The following is a 15,564-nucleotide window of genomic DNA, read 5'->3' on the forward strand; positions in this document are numbered from 1 at the left end:
CTAACCGTTGATAAATCTAATAGGAACATATGAATGTAAGATAGATGCTAAGGGCAGAATGATGTTTTCTTCGGCTTTTAAGAAGCAGTTGTCTGCTGTGTTGCAAGACGGGTTTGTTTTGAAAAGAGCGGTTTTTCAACCTTGTTTGGAGTTGTATCCAATGAGTGAATGGCAGTTGATGATGGCAAAAATAAATAAGTTAAATCGTTTTGTGAAGAGAAATAACGATTTTATAAGAAGGTTTACGGCAGGAGTGAAGTTGGTGGAGTTAGATGTTTCTGGGAGGATTTTGATTCCGAAAGATTTGTGTCAGTTCGCAGGGATTCAAAAAGAGATAGTGTTGTCATCTTCGGTGAATATTGTAGAGGTGTGGGATAAGGAAAAGTACGAGAAAGTAATAGATGAAGCAGCGTTAGATTTTGCAGATTTAGCAGAAGAAGTAATGGGAAATATAGAAGCAGATGAATTATCATAATCCAGTATTGTTGAAGGAAAGTGTGGATGCGCTCCATATAAAAGAAGATGGTGTGTATGTGGATGTAACTTTTGGAGGAGGGGGGCATTCTAGAGAGATTTTAAATAGATTGGGAGAAAAAGGAAGGTTGTTTGCTTTTGATCAGGATCCGGATGCTTATCAGAATAAAATAGAAGATGAGCGTTTTGTGTTGATAGGTGAAAACTTTAGATATATATCTAGGTTTTTACGATTTTATGGTGTTAAAAAAGTAGATGGTGTTCTGGCTGATTTAGGAGTTTCTTCTCATCAGTTTGATGCTGCTGAAAGAGGGTTTTCAACTCGGTTTGATGCAGAGTTGGATATGAGGATGGATCAGAAATCAATGCTTTCAGGTAGCAAGGTGATTAATGAATATGAGGAAAAGGAGCTAGCGGATGTGTTGTTTTTATATGGAGAATTAAGGAATGCGAGGGGGTTGGCTAAAACGATTGTGTTGGCTAGAAAGGAAGGGGCTGTGGAAACTAGTTTTCAGTTGAAAGAAGTATTGAAGCGTTTTTTACCTAAGTCAAAAGAGCATAAAATACTAGCGCAGATTTTTCAAGCAATTCGTATAGAAGTGAATCAAGAGTTGGAGGTGTTGAAGGAGTTTTTGGAGCAAGTCCCAGAGTTATTGAATAGAGAAGGGCGTTTGAGTGTAATATCATATCATTCTTTAGAAGATAGGTTGGTAAAGCGTTTTATACGAACAGGATTGTTTAGTGGAGAACCAGAAAAAGATGTTTTTGGAAATGTAGATGTTCCTTTGAAAAAAATAGGGAAGTTGATTGTGCCGACAATTGAGGAGATTAAAGAGAATAATCGAGCACGTAGTGCTAAATTGAGGATAGCAACATTGAAATAATAAGAGGAGGTAGTGAAAAGGAGTGTATATGATATTCTGAGAGGAGGGTTTCTTACAGATGAGTCGGCTTTTAAGAATTGGAGGATTATCATTTTTGTTGTGTTGCTTTTGTTGATTATGATTTCAAGTGCGCATAGGGCAGATGAGAAAGTGGTAGAGATTTCAGAGCTGAATAAAAAGCAAAGAGAGTTAAGGGCTGAATATGTTGATACGGGTACTATTTTAATGAGAATGAAGATGGAAAGTAGTATTCGGAGTAAATTGAAAGAAAAGGGATTGGCTCCTTCAAAAACGCCGCCACAAAAGATTAAAGTAACTTATAAAAAAGATTAGAATAGTAATGGTGTTAAAAAAAAGCATATTAAATAAGCTCTATGTGGTTGCAGTTTTAATGTCGCTTTTTTTTCTAGTGATAGTGTTTAGAATATTTAATATACAATATGTGCAAGGAGATAAGTATCGGAAACTATCAGAGGAAAGAACTGTAAGAAATGATACCATTTTTGCAAATAGAGGTAATGTATATGCGGCAGATGGTAATTTGTTAGCAACCTCAATGTCAAAGTTTACTATAAGAATGGATGTGGTAGCTGTTGATGATAATGTTTTTGAAAAAAACCTCACTAAATTATCAGAAGCACTTTCTGAATTGTTAGGGAAGCCTTCTAGGTATTATAAACAGAAAATTAGGCAAGCTAAAAAAAGAAGAAACAGGTATTTGTTAATAGCGAGAAATGTAGGGTACAATGATTATGTAAAAATGAAGGCGTTTCCTATATTTAAATTAGGTGTTTATAGAGGTGGTTTTATAGCGGAACAAAAAACAGTAAGGGCACATCCGATAGGTAAAATAGCAGAAAGAACAGTAGGGTATGATGACCATAGAGGAGGTGCTGGTATAGAAGGAGCTTTTGCAGAGTATATGGAAGGGGAAAATGGTTGGAGATTGAAGCAAAAAATAGCAAAAGGACAATGGAAACCAATTAATGATGTAAATGAAAAAGAACCAATTGATGGGCATGATGTAATTACAACGATAGATGTTAATATACAGGATATTACGCATCATGCATTGCTAAGACAATTAGAAGAGTTTGAGGCAGATCATGGCTGCGCAGTGGTTATGGAAACAAAAACAGGAGAGATCAAGGCAATTTCAAATTTAGGGAGAACTTCTAAAGGGAAGTATTATGAGAAGAGAAATTATGCGGTTTGGGAAAGCCATGAACCAGGTTCTACGTTTAAGTTGGCAAGCCTAATGGCAGGGCTAGAAGATAAGGTTATTGATACTTCAACAGTTGTAGATACCGAAAAAGGAAGGTTTTTTGTAAATAGAGAAAAAGTAGAAGATTCTCGTTATGGAGGGTATGGAGAAATATCAGCAGCTAGGGTGTTTGAAGTATCTTCTAATGTAGGAATTGTAAAGCTAATCAAAAAGCATTATGACCATCGTCCTAAAAAGTTTACTGATAAGATGAAAGCATTTGGGTTAGGGATGCAAACAGGAGTGAAAATAAAAGGAGAAGGAAAACCTTATATTCCAAGCCCTTCTGAAAAAACGTGGAGCCCTATATCATTAGAATGGATGGCTTGGGGGTATGGAGTTTCTTTAACACCGCTTCAAATACTAACTTTTTATAATACGGTGGCTAATAATGGAGAAATGGTGAAGCCCAGATTTATTAAAGAGTTACGAGTAGGGAATAAGATCGAGAAAGTTTTTGAAAAGGTTGTTGTTAAGAAAAAGATAGCTTCGCAAAGAACAATTAATAAAGTAAGGAAGGTGATGGAAAATGTTGTTAAAAAGGGAACGGCAGATAATATATATTCTCCAAACTTTTCAATGGCAGGTAAAACAGGAACGGCTAAAAAGTATATACCAAGGCATAAAAATGAGAAGGGAGAAGTTATAAAAGGATACTATTCTAATAAGAGGTATGTAGCGTCATTTGCTGGTTTTTTTCCCGCTGATACTCCTAAGTATTCTTGTATAGTAGTAATACACGATCCTAAAAAAGAGAAAGGTTATTATGGGGCTACGGTAGCTGCACCTGTTTTTAAAGAGATAGCTCAAAAAATATATACAACAACTCCTATAGATAACCAATCAGTATCAGATACTCCTAAATTTTCCGCAATAGATAAAAGTTATAAAGATTATTATAAGAAATTGCGTAAAACAAAAACTAAAATGCCGGATGTGAAAGGAATGAGTGGTATGGATGCGGTTTCATTACTTGAAAATATAGGGTTGAAAGTGAAATTTTCTGGAACGGGTAGAGTAATGGAGCAGTCTATAGAAAAAGGAGTGTACATAAAGAAGGGAAGAACAATTATTTTAAAATTATCATAATTGAAAAAATTAAACGAAATATTACATAAAGTAGCAGTACGTTCTATATTTGGAACTACTGATACCATGGTGGCTAATATTGTTTTTGATTCGAGAAGGGTTAAAGAAGGAGATGTTTTTATAGCGCAAAGAGGAACGTTTGTAGATGGTCATAAGTATATAGAGAAAGCAATTTCTTTAGGGGCAATAGCGGTTGTTTGCGAGGAGGTTCCCTTGGATAAAAAAGAAACGGTAGTTTATATAGAGGTTGAAGATTCTAGTAAGGCATTGGCTATTATGGCTTCGAATTATTATGAAAATCCTTCTTCGAAATTAATATTAATTGGAGTAACAGGAACTAATGGAAAAACAACGATAGCAACCTTGCTATCTCAATTGTTTAAAAAGGCAGGCCATAAAGTAGGGTTGCTCTCCACAGTAAAGGTACTTGTAGGGGAAAAAGAGTATAAAGCAACTCATACAACGCCAGATTCATTAAGTATCAATCGCTATTTAAAAGAAATGGTTCATGAAAAGGTAGCATACTGCTTTATGGAAGTAAGTTCGCATGGAATTCATCAAAAAAGAACGGAAGGGTTAGTGTTTTCGGGAGGTGTTTTTACGAATTTGTCTCACGATCATTTAGATTACCATAAAACATTTTCAGAATATAGAGATGTTAAAAAGAAATTCTTTGATGCGTTGCCTCAAAAAGCATTTGCTTTAGTTAATTTAGATGATAAGAATGGAACCATAATGCTTCAAAATACAAAAGCTCAGAAGAAAACTTATGCATTAAAAACAATAGGAGATTTTAAAGGTAAAATTTTAGAAAAAAGGTTAACAGGAACATTATTGACAATTAATGGAGTTGAAATTTGGACTAGACTAATAGGAACTTTTAATGCATATAATTTATTAGCAATTGTAGGAGTAGCAGAATTGCTTGGGCTGGAAAAACTAGAAGTATTAAGGCTGGTTAGTGAACTGGAAAGTGTAAGTGGCCGTTTTCAATATACAATATCTGATGATGGAGTTACAGGGATTGTAGATTATGCTCATACGCCAGACGCGCTGAAAAATGTGCTGGAAACAATAGGGGATATACGAACTGGTAATGAACAAGTAATTACAGTAGTAGGATGTGGTGGAGATCGAGATAAAACGAAAAGGCCTAAAATGGCACATATTGCTTCTCAATTAAGTAACCAAGCAATATTTACTTCAGATAATCCAAGAACAGAAAATCCTCAAACTATTTTAGAAGAAATGGAAGAAGGGGTGTCTGCGGAAAATTACAGAAAAATAATATCTATTTTAGATAGGAAGCAAGCAATCAAAACAGCATGTAAATTATCTAAAAGAGGAGATATCATATTGATTGCAGGGAAAGGTCATGAAGATTATCAAGAGATTAATGGAGAGCGAATTCATTTTGATGATCTAGAGGTGGTGAAAGATTGTTTTAATCAAATTAATAACAAATAAGAATGCTGTATTATTTATTTCAATATTTAGAAGGGCAATTTAATTTAACAGGAGCGAGTGTATTTCAATTTATTACATTTCGAGCTGCAACGGCATTTATAGTGTCATTGTTGATATCGACAGTTTTTGGTAAAAGAATTATCAATTATCTAAGAAAACAGCAAGTAGGAGAAACGATAAGAGATCTTGGATTAGAAGGGCAAGTACAAAAATCGGGAACCCCAACAATGGGAGGGGTAATTATTATTTTGGCAACTTTAGTTCCAGTACTGTTATTAGCAAAACTGGAAAATATATATATAGTTATTCTACTGATAACCACCTTGTGGATGGGGATGATTGGGTTTGCTGATGATTATATAAAGGTGTTTAAAAAAGATAAAGGAGGGTTAAAAGGAAAGTTTAAGGTGCTAGGACAAGTTGGGTTAGGGATTATTGTAGGATCAATGCTTTATTTTCACCCAGATGTAACGATGAAAGAACAGTTGCCTGTTGCGGAACAAGTTGTTCAAAAAGATGGTAAGAAGAAAATGTTTGGAGAAGCTCATAAATCAACAAAAACAACCGTTCCGTTTTTAAAAGGAAATGAGTTAGATTATGCAAAAGCATTAAGCTTTTTAGGAGAGAATTATAGAAGCTATGGGTGGATCGTGTTTATTTTCGTAGTAGTATTTATTGTAACGGGAATTTCAAATGGAGCAAATTTAACAGATGGAATTGATGGTTTAGCAGCTGGAACATCTGCAATAATGGTCATGGCGTTGGCTATTTTTGCATGGGTGTCTGGAAATATCATTTTTGCGGATTATTTAGATGTAATGTATATTCCTAGTTCTGGAGAAATGACCGTCTTTATTCTAGCATTTGCAGGGGCTTTGATAGGGTTTTTATGGTATAATACATATCCAGCACAAGTTTTTATGGGAGATACGGGAAGTTTAACTATTGGAGGTATCATTGCAGTAATTGCAATAGCTATTCGAAAAGAGTTGCTGTTGCCGATTTTAGCAGGAGTTTTTGTGGTAGAAAATTTATCTGTAATGTTACAAGTATCTTATTTTAAATATACCAAAAAGAAATTTGGAGAAGGGCGACGTATTTTTAAAATGTCTCCTTTGCATCATCATTATCAGAAATTAAATTACCATGAGAGTAAAATTGTAACCCGTTTTTGGATTGTAGGAATTCTTTTGGCTGTATTTGCAATTGTAACCCTAAAATTGAGATAATAATGAAGCGATTGGTAATTCTTGGAGGTGGAGAAAGTGGTGTTGGAACAGCTATTTTAGGGAAAGAGAAGGGATATGATGTTTTTGTTTCAGATACAGGAAGAATATCGAGTAATTACAAAGAAGAACTCTTGGAAAGAGAGATAGACTTTGAAGAGAACCAGCATTCAGAAAGTAAAATTTTTAATGCTGATATTGTAATGAAAAGTCCAGGGATTCCAGAAAAAGTAGCAATTGTACAACAGGTAGCCTTAAGAGGAATAAAAATAGTATCGGAAATAGAGTTTGCATCGCAATTTACCAATGCAACTATCGTAGGGATTACGGGATCAAATGGGAAAACTACAACCACGATGTTGGTACATTATATACTAAGAAAAGCAGGTTTGAATGTAGGAGTAGGTGGTAATATCGGAGATAGTTTTGCGCAGCAAGTGGCAGAAAGAAAATATGATAATTATGTATTAGAATTAAGTAGCTTTCAGTTAGATGGCATTGAAAACTTTAACTCTCATATAGCAATACTTACTAATATCTCTCCTGATCATTTAGATAGATATGATTATGATTATAAAAAATATATTCATTCAAAATTTAGGATTACAAAAAATCAATCGATACATGATTTTTTGATCTATGATGCAGATGATGAAGCAATAAATAGCTGGCTAAAAGAAAATCCAATAAAAGCTCAATTAGTCCCTTTTTCAGTAGAGAAAGAATTAGCATATGGGGCATTTTTAAAAGAAGATAAAATAATAACGAGACTAAATACAGAAGAATTTACAATGAGTATTTCTAAATTAACATTACAAGGTAAACATAATACTAAGAATGCGATGGCAGCTACTATGGCAGCACGATTATTAAAGGTTAGAAAACAAACAATAGCGGAAAGTTTGTCTGACTTTGAGGGAGTTGAACATCGCTTAGAAAATGTGCAAAAAATAAAAGGAGTACAGTATATTAATGATAGCAAGGCGACAAATGTAAATGCTACATTTTACGCTTTGGAATGTATGGATACCCCTACTGTTTGGATTGTAGGAGGAGTGGATAAAGGAAATGATTATACTGATTTGATGCCTCTAGTAAGAGAAAAAGTGAAGGGAATTGTATGTTTAGGTGTTGATAATCAGAAAATAATAGAGGTGTTTGGTGATGTGGTTGATGTTTTGGTAGAAACAGCAGGAGCGGAAGAGGCAGTGAAAGTAGCAGATAAAATAGCTAAACAAGGAGATACTGTATTGCTATCGCCAGCATGTGCAAGTTTTGATTTGTTTGAGAGTTATGAAGATAGAGGAGATAAATTTAAGCAGGCGGTAAGAAACCTATAAGAAAGTATAGCGTAACGTAAAATAATATTTTGAAAACCATTTTTGAACATATAAAAGGAGATAAAACAATTTGGGCAATTGTTACTGCATTGGCTATTTTCTCGTTTATGCCAGTGTATAGTGCTAGTACAAATTTAGTGTATGTTGTAGGATCAGGTTCAACAATAGGGTATTTAATAAAGCATGTTGTTTTATTAATAATGGGCTTTGGAATTATTTATGGGGTGCATAAAATTCCATATAGATATTTTAGTGGAGGTTCTGTATTAATGCTTCCGATAGTTATTTTATTATTGATTTATACCTTGTCGCAAGGCAAAACAATTGGAGGAGCAAATGCAAGTCGGTGGATTAGGATTCCGTTTGTAGGAGTAGGGTTTCAAACATCAACTTTAGCAGGATTGGTATTGATGTCTTTTGTAGCTAGATACCTAGCTAGAAATAAAGAAAAACAAATTCTTTTTAAGGAAAGCTTGTGGCAGTTATGGATGCCTGTAGGAATTACTTTAATGCTTATTTTGCCTGCAAATTTTTCAACAACAGCGATATTGTTTAGTATGATTGTATTGCTTACTTTTTTAGGAGGGTATCCAGCAAAGTATATAGGGTATATACTAGGGATGGGTTTTTTAAGTTTGGCATTTTTTATACTAGCAGCCAAAGCATTTCCAGAAGCAATGCCCAATCGTGTAAATACTTGGCAAAGCAGGATAGAAAATTTTTCATCCAAAGAAGGAAAGGAGAATTATCAAGTAGAAAAGGCTAAGATAGCTATTGCAACTGGAGGGTTAACAGGAAAAGGGCCAGGTAAGAGTGTACAAAAAAATTTTTTACCGCAATCATCATCTGACTTTATCTATGCAATTATAGTTGAAGAGTATGGTTTGATAGGTGCATTGATTGTGGTGTTTATTTATTTTTTATTGCTCTTTAGAATATTAATAGCAGCTAAGAAAGCAACAACTATTTTTGCTACCTTATTGGTAATAGGGGTTGGTTTGCCTATTATTTTTCAATCTATTATAAACATGGCGGTGGCAATTAATTTGTTTCCTGTAACAGGGCAAACATTGCCGTTAATTAGTAGTGGAGGTACCTCTATTTGGATGACTTGTTTTGCATTGGGTATGATTTTAAGTGTAAGTGCATCAAAAAATGATACAGAAGCAACAATACTTGACGATAATCCGTTAGATATTTTGCATGAAACCATAGAGTAGAATAAAAGCTATTGCAAGTAACAAGGTTAATTAGATGAAGTAATAGAAGTTTGTATGAAGCAGTCAATAAATATTATTATTAGTGGAGGAGGAACAGGAGGACATATTTATCCTGCAATAGCAATTGCAAATGAATTGAAATCAAGATACCCCCATGCAAAATTTTTATTTGTAGGAGCTAAGGATAAAATGGAGATGGAGAAGGTGCCAGAAGCAGGTTATGAAATTGAAGGGTTATGGATTTCAGGAATTCAAAGAAAGCTAACATTAAAAAATATAATGTTTCCTTTGAAGTTGATTTGTAGCTTATGGAAAGCAAATGGCATAGTAAATAGATTTAAACCTGATATTGCAATTGGTACAGGAGGATTTGCAAGTGGGCCTACTTTAATGATGGCAAATAAAAAAGGAATTCCTACGTTGATACAAGAACAAAACTCATATCCGGGAATAACGAACAAATTATTGGGTAAAAAAGCAAAAAAAATATGTGTTGCTTATGATAATCTGGAGCGTTTTTTTGGAAAGGGTAAAATAGTGAAAACAGGAAACCCTGTACGACAGGATTTGCTGGCTGTTGACACAAAAAAAGAAGAGGGAAAGGCTTTTTTTAAATTTAAAAAGGATCAAAAGATTGCCTTGATTTTAGGAGGAAGTTTGGGAGCGAGAAGAATCAATGAATTGGTAGAAGAAAACCTGCCTTTTTTTAAAGAACAGAAGGTGGTGTTGATATGGCAGTGTGGAAAATTATACTTTGAAACGTATAAAAAATATAATGATATGGAAGATGTGCAGGTATATCCGTTTTTGAATAGAATGGATTTGGCGTATGCATCTGCTGATGTTATCATATCTCGTGCAGGAGCTAGTTCTGTTTCAGAATTGTGTATTGTAGGAAAACCAACGATTTTTATTCCTTCTCCTAATGTTGCTGAAGACCATCAAACAAAGAATGCCAAGTTTATAGCGGATAAGCATGGAGCTATTTTAATAAAAGAAAAAGATTTGGAAAGCTTTCCTATGGTATTTGAAACGTTGATGAATGATAAAGGGAAGCAAAAAAAATTAAGTGAAAATATAAATGAACTGGCATTACCAAATGCAACGAGTAGCATTGTAAACGAAGTAGAGAAATTAATTAATAAGTGAATTTAAAGAAGATACATAATATTTATTTTATAGGTATTGGAGGCATTGGTATGAGCGCCATTGCTCGTTATTTTTCAGCAAATGGAAAAATGGTAGTTGGTTATGACAAAACTCCTACCCCAATTACAAGTGCCTTACAAAAACTAGGAATTGATATTCATTTTGAAGATGCAGTAGAAAATATTCCTATATCATTTTTAGATGCTGAAAAAACGTTGGTAGTATATACACCAGCAATTTCTAAAAACCATTCAGAATTGAGTTATTTTATAGAAAATGGTTTTACAGTATTGAAAAGAGCAGAAATATTAGGACAAATAACCCAAGATACATTTTGTTTGGCGGTAGCAGGAACTCATGGAAAAACAACAACTTCATCTATTTTAGGACATATCGTAGCGCCTTATAAAGCAACTTCTTTTTTAGGGGGAATTGCAGAGAATTATAATTCAAACTTAATTTTAGGAGAGGATAAGGTTTCTGTAGTGGAAGCAGATGAATTTGATCGTTCTTTTTTGCAATTATCACCAGATATAGCTTGTGTAACATCTATGGATGCGGATCATTTAGATATTTATGGAGATCCAGATGCACTGCAACAATCATTTAAGGATTTTGCAGGAAAGGTGTCGAATACTTTAATTGTAGCAAAAGGATTGCCATTAGAAGGACTGACCTATGCTATTGATGAAGAGGCTGATTACAAAGCATTTAATTTAAGGGTGGCTCAAGGAACGTATATTTTTGATGTAAAAACACCTTTTTCAGAAATAACGAACATCGAGTTAAATCTCCCTGGAAACCACAATGTAATGAATGCTTTGGCAGCGTTAGCTATAGCGGATGTATATGGAATTTCATTAGAAAAGATAAAAGAACAATTGCGTACTTTTAAGGGGGTGAAAAGGAGGTTTACCTATAAGATAAAAACAGAGGATTTGGTTTTGATTGATGATTATGCACATCATCCAACAGAAATTAATGCTGTAGAAAAATCTGTAAGACAGATGTATCCGGATGAAAAGGTACTAGTTGTTTTTCAACCACATTTGTTTAGTAGAACACAAGATTTTGCGGATGATTTTGCAGAAGCATTGTCTAAGTTTGATGAAGTGATTTTACTAGATATTTACCCAGCAAGAGAATTGCCTATTGAAGGTATAGATTCTCATTGGTTATTAAAAAAAATTAATAAGAAGCATAAGGTAGTATCGTTGCAAAAAGATTTGATAAGGCGTATAAAAGAATCTTCAGCAAAAATTGTAACAATGCTAGGGGCTGGAGATATTGGCATTATGGTTGATAAGGTTAGAGAAGAGTTGAAAAATAATAAAAAGTAACATAATGAGAAAATATGTGTCGTATATTATATTTTCTACATTACTAGGTTGTTTATTTTTTTTGTATGGTTTTTCTTCTGAAAGAAATAGCAAGAAAAAGATAACAAAAGTAGAGGTTGAGTTTACAGCAGGGAGCAACGAGTTCTTAACTCATGAGATGGTTGATAAATTGTTAATACAAAAAGGTAAAAGCATAAAGAAACAAACGAAAAGAGTTTTAGATTTACATAGTTTGGAAGAAAGGGTTTTATCGAATCCATATATAGAAGAAGCTACTGTTTTTTTAACAATTAATGGAGTGCTAAAAACGAAGATAAAGCAACGAGAACCTATAGCTAGGATTATAGATGAAAATAAATCATATTATCTTGATAAATATAGTGTTGAAATACCATTGTCATCTAATTATTCAGCAAGAGTTCCATTAATTTCAGGAATTCAATCTAAAGAAGATATAAAGGAAATTACGAACTTAGTAAATAGGATCTTAGAAGACGACTTTTTAATGAAAGAAGTAGTGGGGATTCAAAAAACAGTTGCTGACGAGTATGTTTTTAATGTTCGTAGTGGAGATTACAAAATTGATTTCGGAAAATTTACGAATATCGATGTAAAATTTAAAAAGTTAAAAGCGTTTTATAACAAAGCTTATGCAGATAAAACGATAAAAAACTATACAATAATAAATGTTAAATATCACAATCAAGTTGTGTGCACAAAATAAAAAATCATGGAAAACAATAAAATAGCTGTTGGTTTAGATATAGGAACAACAAAAATTGTTGCTATGATTGGTTGTAAGAATGAATATGGTAAACTTGAAGTTTTAGGAATAGGTAAGGCCAAAAGTTTAGGAGTAAAGCGAGGAGTAGTCAGTAATATAACACAAACAATTCAGTCAATTCAGCAAGCTGTAGATGAAGCAGAAAGTGTTTCAGGACAAAGAATAGAAGATGTTGTAGTAGGTATTGCTGGGCAGCATATCCGTAGTTTACATCATAGTGATTACATAACAAGAACGAATGCAGATGAGGTAATTGATGATAGTGATATAGATGATTTGGTAAATCAAGTTCATAAACTGGTAATGTTACCAGGAGAAGAAATTATTCACGTACTTCCTCAAGAGTTTAAAGTAGATAGCCAAGCAGATATCAAAGAACCAATAGGAATGTATGGAGGTCGTTTGGAAGCAAATTTTCATGTAGTAGTAGGTCAGGTATCTTCTATTAGAAACATAGGGCGTTGTGTAAAAAGTGCTAGTTTAGATTTATCGCATATTACTTTAGAACCCTTGGCTTCTGCATCAGCAGTATTGAGTCAAGAAGAAAAGGAGGCAGGGGTTGCGTTGATAGATATAGGAGGAGGAACTACAGATTTGGCTATTTTTAAAGATGGTATTATACGGCATACAGCGGTAATTCCTTTTGGAGGAAATGTAATTACTGAAGATATTAAAGAAGGATGTGCTATCATAGAAAAGCAGGCTGAATTATTGAAAATAAAATTCGGTTCAGCATGGCCAGGTGAAAATAAAGAAACAGAAATAGTTTCTATACCAGGATTGAGGGGAAGAGAGCCTAAGGAAATTACATTGAAAAACCTTTCGAAGATAATTCATGCAAGGGTTCAGGAAATAATAGAACATGTGTATTTAGAAATTAAAAACTATGGACACGAAACGCAAAAAGGAAAGCTCATTGCAGGGATTGTACTAACAGGAGGAGGTTCTCAGTTAAAGCATTTACGTCAATTAGTAGAATATATTACAGGAATGGATGCTAGAATAGGATATCCGAATGAGCACCTAGCAGGTAACTCAGATGATGTTTTGTCAAGTCCATCTTATGCAACGGCCGTAGGGTTATTAATGGAGGGGTTAGAAAGGCAGTCAAAAGAAGTGGACGTTTCTATAGAGGAAGATGTTAGTATAGAGGAACTTGCTAAGGAAGAAGAGTCTTTGGAAGAAGAAGTGTTTAAAGAGATCGTAGAGAAGCCAGTAGAAAAACGAAAATCATTTTTTGAAAAATTTACAGAAAGATTTAAAGAGTTTTTAGATAACGCTGAGTAATTTAATTACTTTTGCGCCCCCCAAATCCTAAAAGAGTAAAAAATAAAGAGAGAAATTAATTATAAAAAAATAAAGAAAAGTTATTATGGGTGCAGAATTTGATAACATTTCGTTTGATATGCCAAAAACTCAATCAAATGCCATCAAGGTAATTGGAGTTGGAGGAGGAGGTAGCAATGCTGTAAATCACATGTTTCAGCAAAATATTAAAGGAGTAGATTTTGTAATTTGCAATACAGATTCTCAAGCTTTAGAAAATAGTGCTATCCCTAATAAAATTCAATTAGGGGTAAATTTAACATCAGGATTGGGAGCAGGAGCAAATCCTGAAGTTGGTGCACAGGCAGCAAATGAAAGTATGCAAGAAATACAGCAAATGTTAAATACCCAAACAAAAATGGTATTTATTACTGCTGGTATGGGAGGTGGAACGGGTACAGGAGCGGCCCCTATTATAGCTAAAATAGCTAAAGATATGGATATTTTAACGGTAGGTATCGTTACAATGCCATTTCAGTTTGAAGGAAGAATGCGCTCTAAACAAGCTCAATTAGGAATTGATACGTTACGTAAAAACGTAGATTCGTTGATTGTAATTAATAATAATAAGCTTCGTGAAGTTTATGGTAATTTAGGGTTTAAAGCAGGTTTCTCAAAAGCAGATGAAGTATTATCTACTGCTGCAAAAGGAATAGCAGAAGTAATAACGCATCATTATAAGCAAAATATAGATTTACATGATGCAAAAACAGTGTTATCGAATAGTGGAACAGCAATTATGGGGTCTGCTAAAGAAACAGGAACAAATCGAGCTAAAAACGCAATTGTTAAGGCATTAGATTCACCTTTATTGAATGATAATAAAATTACGGGCGCTAAGAATGTATTATTATTAATTGTATCAGGAACAAGTGAGGTTACTCTTGATGAGATAGGAGAAATTAATGATTATATTCAAACGGAAGCAGGTTATGATGCTAATATCATCATGGGAATAGGAGAGGATGAAGCATTGGAAGATGGCATTGCTGTTACCGTAGTAGCAACTGGTTTTGCTGCTGATCAACAGAATACAATAACAAATACGGAAGTAAAAAAAATAGTTCACACGTTAGAGGATGAACAAAAAGCCACTTATGACTTCTCTGAAAAAAAGATTTCTAAAACACCAACGATAAACGAACCTTTAGCACCAAAAGTAGCACAAAAAATTGTACATGTTTTAGAGGATGAGGTAGAAGAACGAAAAGAGAGAATAATTCCGACTACAGATTTTATAAAGAATCTAACGGTATCATATGACGAGATAGCAACGGAAAATATACAAGAAGAAGACTTTATTATTACTAATATTACAAGTTCAATAGAGGAAGAAACTCCAAAAACAGATTTATCAAGTAGAAATCCTGATTCTTTATTTGATTTGCCTTTAGATAGTTATGATGAAGTTCAGCCAGAAAGAACTCTTTTTGATTTGAATAACGATGTTGAAACGAATACTCCCAAAGAAATACCCCCTAAGAGAGAGGAAGTTGTTGAGAGACGTTATGTATTGGAAGATTTTGATGCAAAGCCAACGATAGGGAAAAGTTCAACGCCAATAAAAGGAAACCCAAAAGCGGATGATGAATCGTTGCAGTTTCAAGTAAGAAATAGAACTCAAGAAGAAATTAATGAAATAAATACAACTAGTGAAGAAGTTTCTCCTTTAAGTTTGACGATTTCTGAATTACAAAAAAGAGCTGAAGAAAGGCGTGAAAAAATGAAAGGATTTAACTATAAATTTGCAGACCAAGTAAGTAAAAATATAGATGAAATAGAGCGCCAACCAGCTTATAAAAGATTAGGGGTAGATTTAGATACAGATAGAGAGATTAGTAAAACAAAAACTTCTTTAAAAAAGAATGATAATGATGATATTCAGTTACGCTCAAATAATTCTTTTTTACATGATAACGTAGATTAAGCCTTTTAGGCAAAAGTAAAAATTCCTGTTTTTCAGGAATTTTTTTTATACGTATATTTGTTTCCCTTTTTAAA

General features: G+C 33.7%; 13 protein-coding genes. All 13 read left to right on the top strand.

Features of this window, described 5'->3' with window-relative positions; genetic code table 11:
- Positions 1 to 7 precede the first annotated feature (7 nt).
- Complete coding sequence (gene mraZ, locus MARIT_RS02590) at positions 8 to 475, top strand: division/cell wall cluster transcriptional repressor MraZ (protein WP_100210674.1); 468 nt, start codon at positions 8 to 10, stop codon at positions 473 to 475.
- On the top strand, positions 462 to 1,358 hold the full coding sequence (rsmH, locus tag MARIT_RS02595; RefSeq protein ID WP_100210675.1) for a 16S rRNA (cytosine(1402)-N(4))-methyltransferase RsmH: 897 nt from the start codon (positions 462 to 464) through the stop codon (positions 1,356 to 1,358). The genes mraZ and rsmH overlap by 14 nt, the downstream gene beginning before the upstream one ends.
- Before the next feature lie 12 nt (positions 1,359 to 1,370).
- Positions 1,371 to 1,691 carry an FtsL-like putative cell division protein gene (locus MARIT_RS02600; protein WP_024741346.1) on the top strand — a complete coding sequence of 107 codons (321 nt, stop codon included), beginning with the start codon at positions 1,371 to 1,373 and terminating at the stop codon, positions 1,689 to 1,691.
- Between the two features lie 58 nt (positions 1,692 to 1,749).
- A complete protein-coding gene (locus MARIT_RS02605; protein ID WP_100211991.1) occupies positions 1,750 to 3,711 on the top strand; it encodes a penicillin-binding protein in 1,962 nt (653 codons plus the stop codon).
- Positions 3,712 to 5,178 (top strand): UDP-N-acetylmuramoyl-L-alanyl-D-glutamate--2,6-diaminopimelate ligase, encoded by a 1,467-nt coding sequence (locus MARIT_RS02610; RefSeq protein WP_024741344.1) that lies wholly within the window; start codon positions 3,712 to 3,714, stop codon positions 5,176 to 5,178.
- Positions 5,179 to 5,180: 2 nt separating this feature from the next.
- A complete protein-coding gene (gene mraY / locus MARIT_RS02615) occupies positions 5,181 to 6,407 on the top strand; it encodes a phospho-N-acetylmuramoyl-pentapeptide-transferase (protein ID WP_024741343.1) in 1,227 nt (408 codons plus the stop codon).
- A gap of 2 nt (positions 6,408 to 6,409) precedes the next feature.
- Positions 6,410 to 7,744: a UDP-N-acetylmuramoyl-L-alanine--D-glutamate ligase gene (murD, locus tag MARIT_RS02620; protein WP_100210676.1), complete on the top strand. Its 1,335-nt coding sequence runs from the start codon at positions 6,410 to 6,412 to the stop codon at positions 7,742 to 7,744.
- A gap of 29 nt (positions 7,745 to 7,773) precedes the next feature.
- Complete coding sequence (locus tag MARIT_RS02625) at positions 7,774 to 8,964, top strand: FtsW/RodA/SpoVE family cell cycle protein (RefSeq protein ID WP_024741341.1); 1,191 nt, start codon at positions 7,774 to 7,776, stop codon at positions 8,962 to 8,964.
- A gap of 54 nt (positions 8,965 to 9,018) precedes the next feature.
- Positions 9,019 to 10,113, top strand: coding sequence for an undecaprenyldiphospho-muramoylpentapeptide beta-N-acetylglucosaminyltransferase (gene murG / locus MARIT_RS02630; RefSeq protein WP_100210677.1), 1,095 nt, complete (start codon positions 9,019 to 9,021; stop codon positions 10,111 to 10,113).
- Positions 10,110 to 11,453, top strand: coding sequence for a UDP-N-acetylmuramate--L-alanine ligase (gene murC / locus MARIT_RS02635; protein WP_100210678.1), 1,344 nt, complete (start codon positions 10,110 to 10,112; stop codon positions 11,451 to 11,453). Before murG ends, murC begins: the two co-directional genes overlap by 4 nt.
- Positions 11,454 to 11,457: 4 nt before the next feature.
- On the top strand, positions 11,458 to 12,177 hold the full coding sequence (locus tag MARIT_RS02640; RefSeq protein ID WP_024741338.1) for a cell division protein FtsQ/DivIB: 720 nt from the start codon (positions 11,458 to 11,460) through the stop codon (positions 12,175 to 12,177).
- Between the two features lie 6 nt (positions 12,178 to 12,183).
- Positions 12,184 to 13,524 carry a cell division protein FtsA gene (gene ftsA, locus MARIT_RS02645; RefSeq protein WP_100210679.1) on the top strand — a complete coding sequence of 447 codons (1,341 nt, stop codon included), beginning with the start codon at positions 12,184 to 12,186 and terminating at the stop codon, positions 13,522 to 13,524.
- An 85-nt stretch (positions 13,525 to 13,609) separates the two neighbouring features.
- On the top strand, positions 13,610 to 15,490 hold the full coding sequence (ftsZ, locus tag MARIT_RS02650; RefSeq protein WP_024741336.1) for a cell division protein FtsZ: 1,881 nt from the start codon (positions 13,610 to 13,612) through the stop codon (positions 15,488 to 15,490).
- Positions 15,491 to 15,564 lie beyond the last annotated feature (74 nt).

Origin of the sequence: Tenacibaculum maritimum NCIMB 2154 (genome assembly GCF_900119795.1) — a bacterium.
GTDB classification, from domain to species: Bacteria; Bacteroidota; Bacteroidia; order Flavobacteriales; family Flavobacteriaceae; genus Polaribacter; species Polaribacter maritimus.